Consider the following 16613-nt stretch of genomic DNA (forward strand, 5'->3'; position numbering starts at 1 on the left):
CGGCGCCGTTCCGGGGCAGACGACCTGGTATGCTTGTGGGAGCATCCCGATGTTCGGGGTGACTTCGCGTGCTCACAGCGAGTCTTCGCGAGGGTCTCGGTCATCCGAGGCTCCGGCGACGACCGCGGCACATCTCCCTTCGGTCCCTCTGATGAGGGTGGGCGTGTGCCGGGCACCAGGAACAACAACCGCAAGATGGCGCCTCGCGGCGCCGAGACTCAAGGAGAACGACCATGGCCGTCGTCACCATTCGCCAGCTGCTCGACAGCGGCGTTCACTTCGGACACCAGACCCGCCGGTGGAATCCGAAGGTCAAGCGCTTCATCCTCACGGAGCGCTCTGGCATCCACATCATCGACCTGCAGCAGTCGCTCGCCTACATCGACGGCGCATACGACTTCGTCAAGGAGACGGTCGCCCACGGCGGCACGGTTCTCTTCGTCGGCACGAAGAAGCAGGCCCAGGAGGTCCTGGCCGAGCAGGCGACCAGGGTGGGTCAGCCCTACGTCAACGAGCGCTGGCTGGGTGGTCTGCTGACCAACTTCCAGACCGTCTCGAAGCGCCTCGCCCGGATGAAGGAGCTCGAGGAGCTCGACTACGACAACCCGTCGGAGTCCAGCTTCACCAAGAAGGAGCTGCTGCTCAAGAAGCGCGAGCTCAACAAGCTGCACAAGTCGCTCGGCGGCATCCGGAACCTGCAGAAGACGCCGTCGGCGCTCTGGGTCGTCGACGCCAAGCGCGAGCATCTCGCGATCGACGAGGCCAAGAAGCTGGGCATCCCGGTGATCGGCATCCTCGACACCAACGTCGACCCCGACGATCTGCAGTACCCGATCCCGGGCAACGACGACGCGATCCGCTCCGTCTCGCTGCTGACGCGCATCATCGCCGACGCCGCGGCTGAGGGCCTGCAGGCCAAGCACAACCCCGAGGCCGGCGACGCCGAGCCGCTCGCCGAGTGGGAGCAGGAGCTCCTCGCCGGCGACGAGGCGACGACCGAAGCGCCCGCTGAGGAGACTCCGGCAGCGGAGACCGCCGAGGCGCCGACCGAGGAGGCCCCCGCAGCGGAGACCGCTGTCGAGGAAGCTCCGGCGACGGAGACCTCTGCGGAGGAGCCCGCCGTCGAGGCCGCCTCCGCAGAGGCCGACGCCTCCAAGCCCGCAGCCGAGTAATTCTTCTGCCTCCGGCGGCCACGGCCGCCGGAGGCGCACGAACTGACTAGAGGGAGAGCCACAACCCATGGCGAACATCAGCATCGCTGACATCAAGACCCTGCGCGAGCAGCTCGGCACGGGCATGGTCGACACCAAGAAGGCGCTCGAAGAAGCCGAAGGCGACATCGAGAAGGCCACCGAGATCCTGCGCCTGAAGGGTGCGAAGGGCAACGCGAAGCGCGCTGACCGTTCCACCAGCGAGGGACTGGTCGCCGCGCGTGAGCAGGGCGGCAAGGCCACGCTCATCGAGCTGGCGTGCGAGACGGACTTCGTCGCGAAGAACGACAAGTTCCTCGCCCTGGCCGACACGGTCGTCGACGCGGTCGCCGCAGTCGGCGCCGAGACGGTCGAGGCGGGCCTTGCTGCGTCCGCAGGCGACAAGACGGTCGATCAGCTGATCAGCGACGAGGCCGCCATCATCGGCGAGAAGGTCGAGCTCCGCAGGGTCGCGACCCTGTCGGGCGACGCCTTCCAGGTCTACCTCCACCGCACCAGCAAGGACCTGCCACCGCAGGTCGGCGTCGTGGTCGCGTACTCGGGTGAGGACGCCGAGACGGCGCGCTCGATCGCGCAGCACATCTCGTTCGCCGACCCGCAGTACCTCACGCGCGACGAGGTCCCGGCCGATGTCGTCGACAAGGAGCGTGACATCGTCACCGAGATCTCGCGCAACGAGGGCAAGCCCGAGGCCGCACTGCCGAAGATCATCGAGGGTCGCGTCGGTGCGTTCTTCAAGCAGGTCGTGCTGCTCGAGCAGCCGTTCGCGAAGGACAACAAGCTCTCGATCGACCAGGTCGCGAAGGACGCCGGCATCACGGTGACCGGCTTCGCACGCTTCAAGGTCGGCGCGTAGGCGACGAAACCAAGGGGCCCGGATCCGAGCGATCCGGGCCCCTTTTCGCGGCCGGATGAAAGCACCATCGGCTACCGTGAGCAGTGGTCGAGAACGCCCCGAATGAGAAGGAATCCATATGCGCAAAGAGACAGGACGCAGGCGCGTCCTCCTGAAGCTGTCGGGCGAGGCGTTCGGAGGGGGCACCCTCGGGGTGAATCCGGATGTCGTCGGCCAGATCGCACGCGAGATCGCTGAGGTGACCGACGAGGTCGAGGTCGCGGTCGTCGTCGGCGGCGGCAACTTCTTCCGCGGCGCCGAACTCAGCCAGCGCGGCATGGAGCGCGGCCGCGCCGATTACATGGGCATGCTCGGCACCGTGATGAATGCGTTGGCGCTGCAGGACTTCCTCGAGCAGGCAGGCGCAGCCACCCGCGTGCAGTCGGCCATCGAGATGACCCAGGTCGCCGAGCCCTACATCCCGCTTCGGGCGGAGCGGCACCTCGAGAAGAGCCGCGTCGTCATCTTCGGCGCCGGCGCAGGGATGCCGTACTTCTCGACCGACACGGTCGCAGCCCAGCGTGCGCTGGAGATCGGCGCTGTCGAAGTGCTCGTCGCCAAGAACGGCGTCGACGGCGTGTACACCGGCGACCCGCGCACCGACCCGTCTGCGACGAAGCTCGACAGCGTGACCTACTCCGAGGCGCTTCAGCGCGGCCTCAAGGTCGTCGACTCCACAGCATTCAGCCTGTGCATGGACAACGGCATGGATATGCGCGTGTTCGGTATGGAGCCCGCGGGCAACGTCACCCGCGCGCTGCGCGGGGAGCAGCTCGGCACGCGCGTCACGTCCTGACGCGACCGTGCCCCGCAGCACCGGACTTCGGCGCCTCTGCGGGCGCGTCCTGCGCGTTCGCACCAGTAGACTCGACTCAGCAACATGACGAATGGAGCCACCGTGATCGCGGATGTCCTGACAGAAGCAAAGGAGCGCATGGAGCGCGCCGTCGAAGCAGCGAAAGACGACTTCGCCACCGTGCGCACCGGCCGCGCCAACCCGCAGCTCTTCCAGAAGCTGACGGTGGACTACTACGGTTCCCCGACGCCGCTGCAGCAGCTCGCCTCCATGCAGAACCCCGAGGCGCGCACCCTCATCATCACGCCCTACGACAAGACGGCGCTGAAGGCGATCGAGGACGCGATCCGAGCCATGCCGAGTCTCGATGTGAACCCCACCAACGACGGCCACCTCGTGCGCATCACGATGCCGGAGCTGACCGAGGAGCGCCGCAAGGAGTACGTCAAGCTCGTACGTGCCAAGGGCGAGGACGCGAAGGTCCACGTGCGCGGCATCCGTCGCAAGCTCAAGGACGAACTCGACGCCCTCCAGGGCGAGGTCGGCGAGGACGAGATCGCCCGAGGCGAGAAAGAGCTCGACGCGCTGACCAAGACGCACGGCGACAAGATCGACGAAGCGCTCAAGCTCAAAGAAGCAGAGCTCCTCGAGGTCTGATCCCGGATGTCGCAGGTGCCCGGCGAGGGAGAGGAGTCGTCGCGCGAGGAGCGCGATGACTCCTCTCACCGTGCACACGGCGCGCCCTTCGAACAGGCGCGCGACCGGATGGAACACGCGCGCGATCAGATCGAACATGCCAAGGAGCAGTTCGACCAGGCGAACGAGCGGATCAAGGAGCGCACCGGGCGCGATCTGTTCCTCGCAATCGGTTCGGCGATCGTCATCGGCGTGGTGGTGCTGTGCTCGCTCATCTTCGTGAAGGCGCTGTTCGTCATCATCGCCGTGCTCGGCGCGGGCGTGGGCGTGCTGGAGCTGGTCCGGGCGTTCCAGCAGGGCGGCAGGCGCGTCGACGTCGTACCGCAGCTCGCGGCCGTCATGTTCATCCTGCTGCCGGCATATTTCCTCGACGCCTGGGTGCACTGGACGGCGATCTTCCTCGCCATCGCGGTGATCGTGGTGTGGCGTCTCTGCGCGCAGATGATCGCCCGTGACGGTCGCCCGGCTGGCGATGTCATGCGCGACGTCCTGACGAGCGGATTCATCGCCGTCTACGTGCCGCTGCTGGCAAGCCTCGCCCTCGCCCTGCTCCGGGAAGAGCGCGGCGAGTTCTGGATCATGACGTTCATCGTCATCGTGATCGTCGCCGACACGGGCGCATATGCCTCAGGGCTCATGTTCGGCAAGCACAAGATGGCTCCCCGGATCAGCCCGAACAAGACGTGGGAGGGCTTCGCCGGCGCGGCGGTGGCCTCTGTCGTCGCCGGCGCCCTGCTCGCTCAGTTCCTGCTCGGGCTGCCGTGGTGGTCGGGCACGATCATCGGCGTCGTGCTGTTGGCGACGGCGACGGTGGGGGATCTCGGCGAGTCGATGCTGAAGCGCGACCTCGGCATCAAGGACATGAGCGACTGGATCCCCGGGCACGGGGGAGTGCTCGATCGACTCGACAGCATCCTGCTCTCGGCCGCGGCGGCATTCGCGCTGTACCACGCGCTGACGCCGCTCGGCGTGCTGTGATCCGGCACGTCGTAGACTTGCCCCTCTACCCACCACACCCGAGGACCGGACATGAGTGAGACCGCGATCATCGATCAGGGCAGCCAGCACGAGCAGCCCGATGGGCGCAAGAAGCTCCCGTTCCCGCTGGCGGAGGGGCGTGAACGCGGCTATGACCGCGAGCAGGTCGATGCGTTTCTCGCCAGAGCACGTGCAGCCTTCGAAAGCGACGACCGCTCCCTCACCGCGGAGAATGTGAGAGAGGCGGGCTTCTCTCTCGTCAAGCGCGGCTTCCGGGTGGAGGCTGTCGATCAGGCGCTCGGACGCATCGAGGAAGCGTTCGCCGCGCGCGAGCGCCGCATCGCGCTCGACACCGCGGGCGCGAACGTCTGGGTGGACCGCGCGAAGGACGAGGCGCAGGAGATCCTCGACCACCTCGCACGTCCCGCGCGGCACCGGTTCGCCCGTGTCGGCATGTTCTCGTACGGCTACGCCCCGGCGGAGGTCGACGTGGTCTCCGACCGCGTGGTGGAGTTCCTGCGCTCCGGCGCCCCGCTAGAAGCTGATCAGGTGCGTCAGGCGGCGTTCCGCATGGTCAGGCGCGGCTACCGCGAGGAGCAGGTCGACGCGCTGCTCGACGCCGTCGTCCGCATCATCCTCGCCGTCCGCTGATTCGCCCGGAGCTGCGCGAGCGCATTGAGGTCTCGTGGGTGCCTACGACATCGTGAAGGCGTTCGCGAAGAACGACAGGCGCTGGCAGCGCCGCCCTTGCGACACGATTCGGAGAGATCCGAGTTGAATGTCACGGGAGCGTAACGTTCCTGGTACAGTGGGGCCCACTGTGACTCCCGACACTTCTCAGACTCCGAAGACCACGCTTTCGCGCCGCGAGACCCGTGTCCTCATTCAGGATGCAGGTCTGATCGAACGACCGACGAAGACCAGGTGGTCGGCCAAGCGCACCGTCAGCGTCGCGCTCGCGGGCGTCGGTGCCCTCGGACTCGTCGCGGCGTTCGTGATGCCGAGCCTCGGAGCGTTCTCCGAGCCCGCCGAGGCATCGACATCCCTCGAGACGCCGTCGGCGTTCCAGGACTCCCTCGCAGAGGCTCAGGTCTATGCGGCGGATGAGAACGTGGAGCCGCTTGCTCTTGAGGGCAGCCAGTACGAGGTGTACGTCAAGCCCAAGCCCAAGCCGGAACCGACCCCCGAACCTGAGCCGGAGGAGGAAGGGTCCAGCGGCAGCACGACCAGCACCTCGACGCCCACGCCGTTCTACAGCGGCGGTGGCTCGAAAGAGGAGTGGCTGACGGCGGCGGGCATCGCCGAGTCCGACTGGGGCTACGTCGACTACATCGCCAACCGCGAGAGCGGCTGGAACCCCAACGCCACGAACCCGTCATCCGGGGCATGCGGCATCATCCAGGCGTACCCGTGCAGCAAGGTTCCGGGCAGCGGCTACAACCCGGTCGACAACCTGCGGTGGGCGAACGGCTACGCTATCCAGCGCTACGGCAGCTGGGCGAGTGCGTACGCCTTCTGGACCTCCAACCACTGGTGGTGACCCCTCGTGGGTCGTTCCCGGCGTCAGCGCGCCGAGCAGCGGCAGCGACGCGAGGAGCAGTCGCGCGAGAGCCTCGACAGGATGCTGTCGGGCTTTCGGCGAACGGAGACGCGCCGCGGCCGTGAGTTCAGCGTGCAGCCCGTCTCAGGCCAGCGCGCCGTCAAGCAGTACACCTGTCCAGGGTGCTCGGGAACCGTCGACCCCGGCGTCGCCCACGTCGTGGTGTGGCGCGAGGACGGCATCATGGGCCCGCAGGCCGACCTGAGCGGGCGCCGCCACTGGCATACTCACTGCTGGCGCATCTCCTAGCCCGCGAACGTGCCTCTTGTGTTCGAGCGGGGCACTTGTGTGCGCACGCCATGGCGGCTGGTTCGACCGCAAAGGGCACGCTCGGCGAGGGTCGTAGACTGGTTCGGTTCAGTTTTCGACCTTGGAGCACCGCGTGGCAGACATCCGCGGGGCAGTGATGCTGCCCGCCAGACGCGAGGAGATCACTCTTCGCACCGATGACGGCCTCGAGCTGGTCGGCGAGTTGTCGCTTCCCGCCGACCGCGACCCCGTCGCAACGCTGGTGACGCTGCATCCGCTGCCGACGGCCGGCGGCTTCATGGACTCGCACATCATCCGCAAGGCGGCGGCACGCCTGCCCGCGCTCGCCGACCTCGCCGTGCTGCGATTCAACACTCGAGGCACCTCGTCACCGCGGGGCACCAGCGATGGCGAGTTCGGCGACGGCATCGCCGAAGAGGCGGACGTCGCTGCGGCCATGGCGTTCGTCGCGGAGCGCGGACTGCCGAACCCATGGATCGTCGGATGGTCCTTCGGCACCGAGCTCGCGCTCAAGTACGGCCGCGGCCACGACATCCGGGGTATGGTCCTGCTCTCTCCGCCTCTGCACCGTGCGACGGAGGGCGACCTCGCCGCGTGGAACGGTGACGAGCGGCCCATCGTCGCGCTGATCCCGGAGTTCGACGATTTCCTGCGCCCCGACGCGGCGGCACAGCGCTTCGCCGCAGCGCCCGGGATCCGGCTCGTCCCGGTCGAGGGCGGCAAGCACCTCTGGGTGGGGGAGAAGCAGACCTACCGCGTGCTCACCGAGATCGTCGGCCTCGTCAACCCGAAGGCGCTGCCGCTGCCCACCGAACTGCCTGACACGGGATAGCCCCAGCAGTTCGGGGGGCGCTGGCATGGCAAGGCCGAGGAGGGAGTCGGGCCGGGAGCCCGGCGACTGACGAGAGCGCGGCCAGGGCGGCGCTCCCGGACCGCTGGTCAGCGTTCGTTCATCTTGGGGATCAGCACCTGCCGATAGATGATCAGGATGCTCGCGGCGATCGGGATGGCGATCAGCGCGCCGAGCAGTCCGAGCAGCGCGCCGCCGGAGAGGGCGGCGACAACCACGACGCCGCCCGGCACGGACACGGCCCTGCTCATCACGCGCGGTGAGATCACGTATGCCTCGACCTGCATGTAGATGAGGTAGTAGACGGCAGCGATGATCGCGGTCGTGAGCGAACCCGTGCCGGGGATCAGGCACACGAGCACGATGATCGTCGAGGCGGTGATCGAACCGACGAGGGGGATCAGCGACCCCAGGAAGGCGAGAACAGCGAGAACCGCGGGGAACGGCGCATCGATGATGTTCAGGAAGATCATGCTCAGCACACCGTTGATCAGCCCGAGAGTGACCTGCCCCATCACGTAGTAGCCGACCGAGTCGGTGATCTGATCGCCCAGTCCGACGAAGCCCTCGCGCTTCGAAGCCGGCACGATCTTGTACACGGCGGCTTTCAGCGTCGGTGTCGACGCCGTGAAGTAGATCGTGAGGATCAGCACGATGAACGCGCCGAACAGCCCCTGAGCGACACCGATCGTGAGGCCGAGCACGCCCTCACTGATCGTGTCGATGTTGTCGAGGAGCCAGCCGTTCACGCGCGAGAACAGCTCGTCGACCTGCAGCGTCGGGAACGTCGTCTCGAGCCATGTGACCACATCGGTCTGCCACGACCCGCTGTTGACGAGGAAGGTGACCCGCCGCACCAGCTGGCTGATCTGCTCGATCAGCGTCGGAAGCACGATCATGATGATGCCGCCGAACACGGCCAGGGCTCCGACGACCGTGATGACGACGGCGAGCCAACGCGGCATTCTGCGCCTCGACAGCCACGACACGACAGGGTCGAGGCCGAGCGAGATGAACAGCGCCGTTCCGACATAGAGCAGGATCGTCGACAGCTCCGCGAGGCTCTGGATCAGCATGATGCCGAGCCCGACTCCGAGGGTTGCGACCAGCGCAACGCGGAACGGGTTGTGGATCTTCATCGTTCTCCTCGCTGGGCGCGCGACTCGTGCGCTCTCACAATACGATGAAAGGGCCCGGATGGCGCGGTGCCGCGCCACTCGCCGCTCACCATGGGCGGAAGCGACATCCGACTCTTCTGTGGCATCGCTCAGGGGCGGACCCGGTAACCTGGGCTGTTGAGTTCTCGACAACCGCGAGCGAATGACGGGCGCCCTCCGCGCCGCTTCGCCGCCGAGGGAGTGGTGCTGTGCGTTTCGTTTGGGCTGTGGTGGCGTTCGTGATCGCCGCCGGTCTTGTCGCGATGGGCGTTGCCCAGCGCACCGTGTTCCTCGGGCCGGACTCCGAGACCATCAAGGTGTCTTCAGAAGAGGATCTGCCGTTCACGGTGATCGATTCCGACGTCTTCGAAGCTCTGCCGGAGGCGCTGCCGGGTGAGAGCGGAACGCTGACGATCTCCAGCGACGGTCCGATCTTCGCCACCTATGCGCGTACGACCGATGTGCTCGGCTGGCTGGGCGACCAGCGCTTCACCCACGCGACCGCAGACGGCGGCGACATCGATGTCGCTACGGCCGAGCCGACCGTCGAGCTCGAGGGGGAGCCGGAGGGGCGCAATCCTGCGGGGTCCGACCTGTGGCTCGAGTCGTTCACAGCCGACGGAACGATGGAGGAGAACTTCTCCTTCCCCGATGGCATGGAGCTCAGCGTGCTCATCGCCTCGGACGGCACGGAGCCGGCGCCTGCGACCATCGAGGTCACATGGCCCATCGACAACAGCACACCGTCCGCGCCGTGGTTCATCGGAGCGGGCATCGGCGTGCTCGTGATCGGTCTGCTGCTGTACATCCTCGCCGTCGTGCACTCGCGGCGCTCGCGTGGACCGCGACGCAAGGGACAGCCGGTGCCCCTCACCGGCGCGATCGCGATCGCGCGCGACCGACACGTCGCCGGAGAGCTCGACGAAGCGCAGCCGGAGCCGACAGGCGAAGCGGATGCTGCCTCCGACGCCGAACCGCGCGATGACAGCCGGAACGACGACGGTCCGGATGACGGTCGGGGCGCATCGGCCGGCACCGATCCGGGTGCTGCAGAGCCGGACGAGACAGGCACCGAGCGGGGCACGGCGCGGCGCGAGGCGTCGCCGTGGTGGTCGCTGCGGCGCAGGGCGCGTCTCGCGCTGCCGGTGCTCGGGCTGTCCGTCGCTCTGATGGCCGGATGCACCGCCGACGTCCCCGCCGCCGGCCCCACGCCGTCGCCGAGCGCGACGGAGGAGGCAGCCGACACTGAGGCAGCACAGCAGCCTGCGATCACCGAGACGCAGGCCGATCGCATCATCGCCGACCTGTCGGAGAAGGTGGCCGAGGCCGACGAGAAGAACGACGCGAGCCTCGCCGCGAAGCGGCTCGCCGGCACCGCGCTCGAGATCCGCAAGGTCAACTACTCGCTCCGGGGGGACATCGACGACTACAGCTCGCTGCCGCAGATCCCCGCCGAGCCGATCGCCATCCTGCTTCCGCAGGCATTCGACGGCTGGCCGCGGACCGTGCTTACCGTCGTCGAGGACGCCGAGGACGAGACGGTCGCACCGACGATCATCACGCTCCGCCAGGAGGACCCGTGGCACAGCTACAAGGCGACGTACGTGTCGCAGCTGCGCCCGTCCGCAGAGGTCCCCGATCTCGCCCCGCCGTACCAGGGCGCCGCTCTCGTTCCGCCGGATTCGTCGTTCCTGCAGCTGGCGCCTGAGGAAGTCGCCGCGGCGTACGCGAGCGTCCTCAAGGACGGTGAGAAGAGCGAATACGCCGAGCTCTTCGACATCGAGAACGACGGCTTCCTCGCCGAGGTGACGCAGAAGCGCAAGAAGACGCTGAGCAACTTCAACGAGACGGGCAAGGACACGGGCACGCTCAGCTTCGGGCAGAAGGCGGGCTCCAGCGACCCGTTCGCGCTCATGACGCTGCACAGCGGCGCCATCGTCGGCGTCTCGGTCGTCGAGGAGGAGACGGTCAAACCGACCGATGCCGATGCCGTGATCCGATTCGAGGACGACCCCGTGCTCCAGGCGTTCACGGGCGAGGAGACCTCAGCGGGAGGTGTGCGCACCCGCTACCTCGACCAGCTGTTCTTCTACGTCCCGTCGCAGGGTTCGGAAGAGCCCATCCGGCTGCTCGGGAGCTCGTCGTCGATTCGCGGCGCCGAGATCCTCGAGGCGGAGAATGACGACGAGGACGAGTAGCATCTGCCACCGCACGATAGAGAAACCGACGGAGACCCACTGATGTCGAATGTTCCCCCTGACGCCGGCGCGCTTCGCGGCGCTGTCGACCTGTCGTCGCTGAAGAACCGCCAGAACGCACCAGCCGTGCCCCCGGCGGGCGAGCAGGGTGCGAGCGCGTCGAGTGCGCTCGTGCGAGACGTCACCGACGCGACGTTCAACGAGATCCTCGAGCTGTCGCGCACTGTGCCCGTGGTGGTCGACCTCTGGGCGGAGTGGTGCGAGCCGTGCAAGCAGCTCAGCCCCGTGATCGAGAAGGTCGTGCGCGAGCTCGCCGGTCGCGTCGTGCTGGTGAAGGTCGACATCGACCAGAACCCGCAGCTGAAGCAGGCTTTCGGCGCACAGTCGATTCCGATGGTGGTCGCCCTCCTCGGCGGCCAGCCGGCGCCGCTGTTCAACGGCGCCATCCCGGAGCAGCAGGTTCGCCAGGTGTTCGACCAGCTGCTGCAGGTGGCGGCGCAGAACGGCATCACCGGAACGGTCGATGCGTCGGCGGAGGGCGAGGATCGGGCCGAGGAGCCCGAGGAGAAGCCGTTGCCGCCGCTGCACGCCGAGGCGTTCGCTGCGATCGAGGCCGGCGACTACGCCAGGGCGGTCACGGCATATGAGCAGGCGCTCAAGGAGAACCCGCGCGATGAGGATGCGCAGGCAGGGCTCGGGCAGGTGAAGCTGCTCGCTCGCGTGCAGGACGTCGATCTGCAGCAGGCGAGGCAGGCGGCGGCAGACGCGCCGACGGACGTGGACGCGCAGCTCACCGTGGCGGACCTCGACGTCGCCGGCGGTCACGTCGAGGACGCGTTCGACCGGCTGCTCGAGCTGTTCGCCGTTCTCGACACGGAATCGAGGGCGCCGGTGCAGCAGCGACTCGTCGAGCTGTTCGGCGTCATGGGCGCCGCAGACCCTCGCGTGGTTAAGGCCCGCACGCGGTTGACCAGCCTGCTGTTCTGAGACCGGATGAGCGCGCCCGTCTACCTCGATCACGCCGCGACGACGCCGCTGCGGCCTGAGGTGCGCGATGCGTGGCTCGAGACGCAGCAGCTGGTGGGCAACGCGTCGTCGATCCACGGTGCGGGCCAGCAGGCGCGCCGTGTGCTGGAGGATGCCCGCGAACGCCTTGCCGCCGTCCTGGGATGCGAGCCGATCGAGGTCGTGCTCACCAGCGGAGGAACCGAGTCGATCGGGCTTGCTCTGCAGGGGCTGTGGCGCTCGCGGGCGACGAGTGCGGAGCGGATCGTGCTGCCGGACGGCGAGCACCATGCGACGCTCGACACCGTGGGGTGGCTCGCCTCGCACGAGGGGTCCTCAGTGACACCGGTGTCGTTGGACGCCGCGGGGCGGATCCCCGTGGAAGCGTTCATGGCCGCGCTGGCAGAGCACACGGGGCCGGATGTCGAGTCGACAATGCGGGCATCGGCGACAACACGCCGGGACGCGGCGAAGGATGCAGCGCCCGCATCGCCGCGGGGGTCCGGCCAGATGCGCTCCGGCAGCGCCCGCGCCGCCGTGGCGACCGCACTCGTCGCAGGCAACGAAACGGGCACGGTCAACGACGCGGCTGGTCTGTCACGCGCCGCTGCGGACGCGGGCGTTCCGCTGCACCTCGACGCCGTCGCCGCGTTCGGCCACGTCGGTGTGGAATTCTCCGGATGGCGCGGCGACGCCTCGCCGGGGACGGGGCTCGTCGCCCTCAGCGTCTCGGGTCACAAGATCGGCGCCCCGGTCGGCACGGGCGCGCTGGTCGTCTCGCGCACGGCGACCGTCGAGCCGCTCCTGCACGGCGGCGGCCAGCAGCGCGGTCTGCGCGCAGGAACCCAGGACATCGCAGGAGCGGTCGCACTGGCCCGCGCCGCCGAGCTCGCCGAACTCGAGCGCGAGGCAGAAGCCATGCGCCTCGGCGAGCTGCGCGAGCGCTTCCTGTCTGCACTGAGGCGCGACATCCCCGAAGCCGTCGTGCTCGGCGATCCGGAACACCGTCTGCCGGGCACGATCCACCTGCACCTGCCGGGCGCCGGAGGCGAGTCGCTGCTGTTCCTGCTCGACCAGCGCGGCATCTCCGTGTCGACCGGGTCGGCGTGCCAAGCAGGTGTCGCCGAGCCGTCGCACGTGGTCATGGCGCTCGGCTACTCCCAGACGGAGGCGAGCCAGGTGCTGCGGATCAGCCTCGGCCGCACCACGACCGCGGAGGACGTCGACGCGCTCGCGGGGGCGCTTCCCGTGTCATACCGTCGTCTGGCCGCGCGCTGAGATAGGACCTGACCGCGCGCTGAGGCCGCGGCCGCCAGCGGCGCGTACCCTGGAAGCATGCGTGTTCTTGCGGCGATGAGCGGGGGAGTGGACTCCGCAGTGGCCGCCGCGCGCGCCGTCGAAGCAGGGCACGAGGTCGTCGGCGTGCACCTCGCGCTCTCCCGCGCCGGCGGTACGCTGCGCGCAGGGAGTCGCGGCTGCTGCACGATCGAGGACTCATTGGACGCACGACGAGTGTCGGACAAGCTCGGCATCCCTTTCTACGTATGGGACTTCTCCGAGCGCTTCCGCGACGACGTGATCGCCGACTTCGTCGACGAGTACCGTGCAGGCCGCACCCCGAACCCGTGCATGCGCTGCAACGAGAAGATCAAGTTCGCCGCCCTGCTCGAGCGCGGCATCGAGCTCGGCTTCGACGCCGTCTGCACGGGGCACTACGCCACGCTCGTCGACGGCGAGCGCGGTCTCGAGCTGCACCGCTCCAGCGAGGAGGCGAAGGATCAGTCCTACGTGCTCGGTGTGCTCACGGCCGAGCAGCTCGCGCACTGCATGTTCCCGCTCGGTGAGACGCCGTCGAAGCAGCTGGTGCGCGCAGAGGCGGAGCGCCGTGGGCTCGCCGTCGCCCAGAAGCCCGACAGCTACGACATCTGCTTCATCCCCGATGGCGACACGAAGGGGTGGCTCGCCGAGAAGGTGGGCGAGGAGCAGGGCGACATCGTCGACCGCTCAGGCAGCGTCGTCGGCTCGCACGACGGCGCCCACTCGTTCACCGTCGGTCAGCGCCGAGGGCTGAAGCTCGGCGTGCCGGCCTCCGACGGCAAGCCGCGGTTCGTGCTCGAGGTCAAGCCGGTGTCGAACCAGGTCGTCGTCGGCCCCAAGGAGGCTCTTGCGGTCGTTTCCCTCGCCGGCGAAAGGTACACCTGGGCGGGCACCGAACCCGCGCAGTCGGATGAGCCTTTCGCATGCGACGTGCAGGTGCGCGCCCACGCTGATCCGGTGCCCGCCGTCGCCCGCGTCGCGGACGGCGAGATGATCGTCGACGTCGAAGAGCCGCTCACCGGCGTCGCCCCCGGCCAGACGGCCGTGCTCTACGACGGCACCCGCGTGATCGGTCAGTGCACGATCGACCGCACCGTCTCCGCCGTGCCAGCCCCGGTCTGACCCGCGCACCGGCGTCGTGCGGTCGTCGCTGAGGGGCGTCGCACCGGGGAGAGACGAGCGGGCCTGCTCCTGAACGTCGGTGCCCCTTCGTAGACTGATCACGTGGCAGACGCAGCTGATGAGATGACCATCGACGCCGCGCGCGACGAGGTGCGGGAACTCACGGACCGCATCGTCGAGGCGCGGGAATCGTACTACGGGCGCGACGCAGCGCCTGTAGACGACGCGACCTACGACGGTTGGATGCACAGGCTCGAGGAGCTCGAGAAGGTCTTCCCGCAGCTGCAGGGCCGCGACTCGCCGACTCTGCAGGTCGGAGCGGCCGGTGAGACCGATCTCGACACCATCGAGCACGCCGAGCGCATGCTCAGCCTCGACAACGTGTTCTCGCTCGATGAGCTGCGCGATTGGTGCGGCAAGACGCGAGAGGCAGCCGGGCGCGAGGTCGCGTGGCTCACGGAGCTGAAGATCGACGGCCTCGCCATCAACCTGCGCTACGAGTACGGCCTGCTCACCTCCGCCGCCACACGCGGCGACGGCAGGGTGGGCGAACTGGTCACCCACAACGCGCTGCGCCTCGCCGACATCCCGGAGCGGCTTGCAGGCGAAGGCCATCCGGCGCTCGTGGAGGTTCGAGGCGAGGTGTTCATCCCCGTCGAGGCCTTCGAGAGGCTCAATGCGCTCCAGGCAGAGCTGCGCGAGCGCGCCTACGCCGAGTCGAAGCAGAAGTGGGAACGGGTGCGCAGCGCGACGAAGAAGCCGTTCGATGAGGAAGCACGGCGCAAGTCGGCCGAGCGGCGGTTCCCCGCGTTCGCGAACCCACGCAACGCCGCCAGCGGAGGGCTGCGTCAGCAGCTCGACGAGAAGGAGGGCCTCGAGCGGGAAGCCGGCGAGGCCAGGCTGAAGTCGCTGCGGCTGTACGTGCACGGCATCGGAGCGTGGCCCGACCCGCCCGTGGACGCACAGAGTGAGGTGTACGATCTGCTGGCCGAGTGGGGGCTGCCCACCAGCCCGCACTCGCGCGTGATCCGCACCGACGAGGAACTCGCCGAGTTCGTGCACCAGTATGGCGAGAACAGAGCGTCCGTCGCGCACGAGCTCGACGGCGTCGTCGTGAAGGTCGACGAGCTGGCGCTGCATGCGGAGCTGGCCGAGACGAGCCGAGCGCCGCGCTGGGCGATCGCCTACAAGTACCCGCCGGAGGAGGTGCAGACGCGTCTCATCGACATCAGGGTCGGTGTCGGCCGCACGGGCAGGGCGACGCCGTACGCGGTGATGGAGCCGAAGCTCGTCGCCGGATCGGTCGTGCGTCAGGCGACGCTGCACAATCAGGAGGTCGTCGTGCACAAGGGCGTGCTCATCGGCGACCTCGTCGTGCTGCGCAAGGCCGGCGACGTGATTCCCGAAGTGCTCGGCCCGGTCGCCGAGGCCCGCGACGGCTCGGAGCGCGCCTTCGTGATGCCCAGTGCATGCCCGGAGTGCGGCGCGGAGCTGCGGCCGATGAAAGAGGGTGACATCGATCTGCGCTGTTCCAATGCGCGCACCTGCCCTGCTCAGGTGAGAGGCCGCGTCGAACACATCGGCTCCCGTGGAGCGCTCGACATCGAAGCTCTCGGCGAGGTCACTGCGGCCGCACTCACGCAGCCGGCGCACAACGCGCAGACGGGCGAGGATCTGCCGCCGGTGCTGTCGACTGAAGAGGGGCTGTTCGACCTCACTCTCGACGAGATCGTCCCGCTCGAGGTCGTCGTCACCGATCCGGAGACGGGGGAGAGCAGAACGGACGAGGCCGGCGAGCCGGTGCGCCGCTCGCCGTTCCAGCGCATCGAGCGGGTCTACCCGCCGGGCTGGGAGGATGCCGCGCCCGCTGAACGGCGCAGAGCGGGCATCCGCAAAGACCACGAGCTCGTGCACCCGTCGGCGCAGGCGGTGAAGCTGCTCGAAGAGCTCGACAAGGCCAGAACGAAGGATCTGTGGCGGCTGCTGGTCTCGTTGAACATCCGGCACGTCGGACCCGTCGCCGCACGTGCGCTCGCAGGGTATTTCGGATCGCTCGATGCCATCCGATCGGCCGACCGCGACGAGCTTGCGGCTGTTGAGGGCGTCGGTCCGATCATCGCGGACTCCCTGCTGGCCTGGTTCGACGTCGACTGGCACGTCAGCATCGTGAACCGCTGGGTCGCCGCTGGCGTGCGTTTCGAGATCCCGGACCATCCGGGGCCGGGCGCCGCCGTGGCCGAAGGGGGAGTACTCGACGGCGTCACCGTGGTTGCGACGGGTTCGTTGGAGGGCTACAGCCGTGAGGGCGCGCAGGAGGCGATCACGCGCGCCGGCGGCAAGGCCGCTTCGAGTGTGAGCAAGAAGACCGACTTCGTCGCGGCGGGCCCGGGCGCCGGCTCGAAGCTCGCGAAAGCGGAGTCTCTCGGAATTCCGGTACTCGACTCCGCGCAGTTCCACATTCTCGTAACGGACGGCCCCGAAAGGCTCGCTTAACTGAGAATTTGCCGGTAGCGTGCCA

The 16613-nt window shown here is 68.4% G+C and carries 15 protein-coding genes; 14 read left to right on the plus strand and 1 reads right to left on the minus strand.

Translation table 11 applies throughout. The features are described 5' to 3' along the window. Window positions 1–233 precede the first annotated feature (233 nt). The 9 genes from rpsB (at window position 234) to DZG09_RS14535 (ending at window position 7278) form a co-directional block, all read left to right on the plus strand. Entirely contained in the window at window positions 234–1172 is a 939-nt protein-coding gene (gene rpsB, locus DZG09_RS14495; protein ID WP_119698453.1) for a 30S ribosomal protein S2, read from the plus strand. 67 nt (window positions 1173–1239) lie between these two features. Beyond that, window positions 1240–2067: a translation elongation factor Ts gene (gene tsf, locus DZG09_RS14500; RefSeq protein WP_119698454.1), complete on the plus strand. Its 828-nt coding sequence runs from the start codon at window positions 1240–1242 to the stop codon at window positions 2065–2067. Between the two features lie 118 nt (window positions 2068–2185). Further along, entirely contained in the window at window positions 2186–2902 is a 717-nt protein-coding gene (pyrH, locus tag DZG09_RS14505) for a UMP kinase (RefSeq protein WP_087055596.1), read from the plus strand. A 102-nt stretch (window positions 2903–3004) separates the two neighbouring features. Continuing rightward, a complete protein-coding gene (frr, locus tag DZG09_RS14510) occupies window positions 3005–3559 on the plus strand; it encodes a ribosome recycling factor (protein ID WP_119698455.1) in 555 nt (184 codons plus the stop codon). A 6-nt stretch (window positions 3560–3565) separates the two neighbouring features. Continuing rightward, window positions 3566–4576 (plus strand): phosphatidate cytidylyltransferase, encoded by a 1011-nt coding sequence (locus DZG09_RS14515; RefSeq protein ID WP_119698456.1) that lies wholly within the window; start codon window positions 3566–3568, stop codon window positions 4574–4576. Between the two features lie 51 nt (window positions 4577–4627). Continuing rightward, window positions 4628–5227: a DivIVA domain-containing protein gene (locus DZG09_RS14520; protein ID WP_119698457.1), complete on the plus strand. Its 600-nt coding sequence runs from the start codon at window positions 4628–4630 to the stop codon at window positions 5225–5227. 169 nt (window positions 5228–5396) lie between these two features. Next, window positions 5397–6116, plus strand: a complete 720-nt coding sequence (locus DZG09_RS14525) for an aggregation-promoting factor C-terminal-like domain-containing protein (RefSeq protein ID WP_240424063.1) — start codon at window positions 5397–5399, stop codon at window positions 6114–6116. A gap of 6 nt (window positions 6117–6122) precedes the next feature. Beyond that, window positions 6123–6425 (plus strand): hypothetical protein, encoded by a 303-nt coding sequence (locus DZG09_RS14530; RefSeq protein ID WP_420845911.1) that lies wholly within the window; start codon window positions 6123–6125, stop codon window positions 6423–6425. A gap of 157 nt (window positions 6426–6582) precedes the next feature. Further along, a complete protein-coding gene (locus tag DZG09_RS14535) occupies window positions 6583–7278 on the plus strand; it encodes an alpha/beta hydrolase (protein WP_119698562.1) in 696 nt (231 codons plus the stop codon). 107 nt (window positions 7279–7385) lie between these two features. On the opposite strand, the gene DZG09_RS14540 is transcribed toward DZG09_RS14535, so the two are convergent. Beyond that, the gene (locus DZG09_RS14540; protein WP_119698458.1) at window positions 7386–8435 is read right to left on the minus strand and encodes an AI-2E family transporter; all 1050 of its coding nucleotides are present in this window, start codon (window positions 8433–8435) and stop codon (window positions 7386–7388) included. Window positions 8436–8662: 227 nt separating this feature from the next. Here DZG09_RS14540 and DZG09_RS14545 point away from each other — a divergent pair, with 227 nt between their 5' ends. From DZG09_RS14545 to ligA, 5 genes are all read left to right on the plus strand, one after another. Beyond that, the gene (locus DZG09_RS14545; protein WP_162893336.1) at window positions 8663–10651 is read left to right on the plus strand and encodes a DUF8094 domain-containing protein; all 1989 of its coding nucleotides are present in this window, start codon (window positions 8663–8665) and stop codon (window positions 10649–10651) included. Between the two features lie 42 nt (window positions 10652–10693). Beyond that, complete coding sequence (locus DZG09_RS14550) at window positions 10694–11638, plus strand: tetratricopeptide repeat protein (RefSeq protein WP_119698460.1); 945 nt, start codon at window positions 10694–10696, stop codon at window positions 11636–11638. A 6-nt stretch (window positions 11639–11644) separates the two neighbouring features. Then, window positions 11645–12934, plus strand: a complete 1290-nt coding sequence (locus DZG09_RS14555) for a cysteine desulfurase family protein (protein ID WP_119698461.1) — start codon at window positions 11645–11647, stop codon at window positions 12932–12934. A gap of 57 nt (window positions 12935–12991) precedes the next feature. After that, window positions 12992–14095, plus strand: a complete 1104-nt coding sequence (gene mnmA / locus DZG09_RS14560; protein ID WP_119698462.1) for a tRNA 2-thiouridine(34) synthase MnmA — start codon at window positions 12992–12994, stop codon at window positions 14093–14095. 123 nt (window positions 14096–14218) lie between these two features. Continuing rightward, complete coding sequence (gene ligA / locus DZG09_RS14565; RefSeq protein WP_119698563.1) at window positions 14219–16588, plus strand: NAD-dependent DNA ligase LigA; 2370 nt, start codon at window positions 14219–14221, stop codon at window positions 16586–16588. The last annotated feature ends 25 nt before the right edge of the window (window positions 16589–16613 follow it).

Origin of the sequence: Microbacterium halotolerans, from assembly GCF_003569805.1 — a bacterium.
GTDB classification, from domain to species: domain Bacteria; phylum Actinomycetota; class Actinomycetes; order Actinomycetales; family Microbacteriaceae; genus Microbacterium; species Microbacterium halotolerans.

Bases quoted from the DNA above. Each gene is read 5' to 3' on its own strand.
- rpsB (WP_119698453.1), top strand. From the start codon at position 234: ATGGCCGTCGTCACCATTCGCCAGCTGCTCGACAGCGGCGTTCACTTC.
- tsf (WP_119698454.1), top strand. From the start codon at position 1,240: ATGGCGAACATCAGCATCGCTGACATCAAGACCCTGCGCGAGCAGCTC.
- pyrH (WP_087055596.1), top strand. From the start codon at position 2,186: ATGCGCAAAGAGACAGGACGCAGGCGCGTCCTCCTGAAGCTGTCGGGC.
- DZG09_RS14515 (WP_119698456.1), top strand. From the start codon at position 3,566: ATGTCGCAGGTGCCCGGCGAGGGAGAGGAGTCGTCGCGCGAGGAGCGC.
- DZG09_RS14520 (WP_119698457.1), top strand. From the start codon at position 4,628: ATGAGTGAGACCGCGATCATCGATCAGGGCAGCCAGCACGAGCAGCCC.
- DZG09_RS14535 (WP_119698562.1), top strand. From the start codon at position 6,583: ATGCTGCCCGCCAGACGCGAGGAGATCACTCTTCGCACCGATGACGGC.
- DZG09_RS14540 (WP_119698458.1), bottom strand. From the start codon at position 8,435: ATGAAGATCCACAACCCGTTCCGCGTTGCGCTGGTCGCAACCCTCGGA.
- DZG09_RS14550 (WP_119698460.1), top strand. From the start codon at position 10,694: ATGTCGAATGTTCCCCCTGACGCCGGCGCGCTTCGCGGCGCTGTCGAC.
- DZG09_RS14555 (WP_119698461.1), top strand. From the start codon at position 11,645: ATGAGCGCGCCCGTCTACCTCGATCACGCCGCGACGACGCCGCTGCGG.
- mnmA (WP_119698462.1), top strand. From the start codon at position 12,992: ATGCGTGTTCTTGCGGCGATGAGCGGGGGAGTGGACTCCGCAGTGGCC.
- ligA (WP_119698563.1), top strand. From the start codon at position 14,219: ATGACCATCGACGCCGCGCGCGACGAGGTGCGGGAACTCACGGACCGC.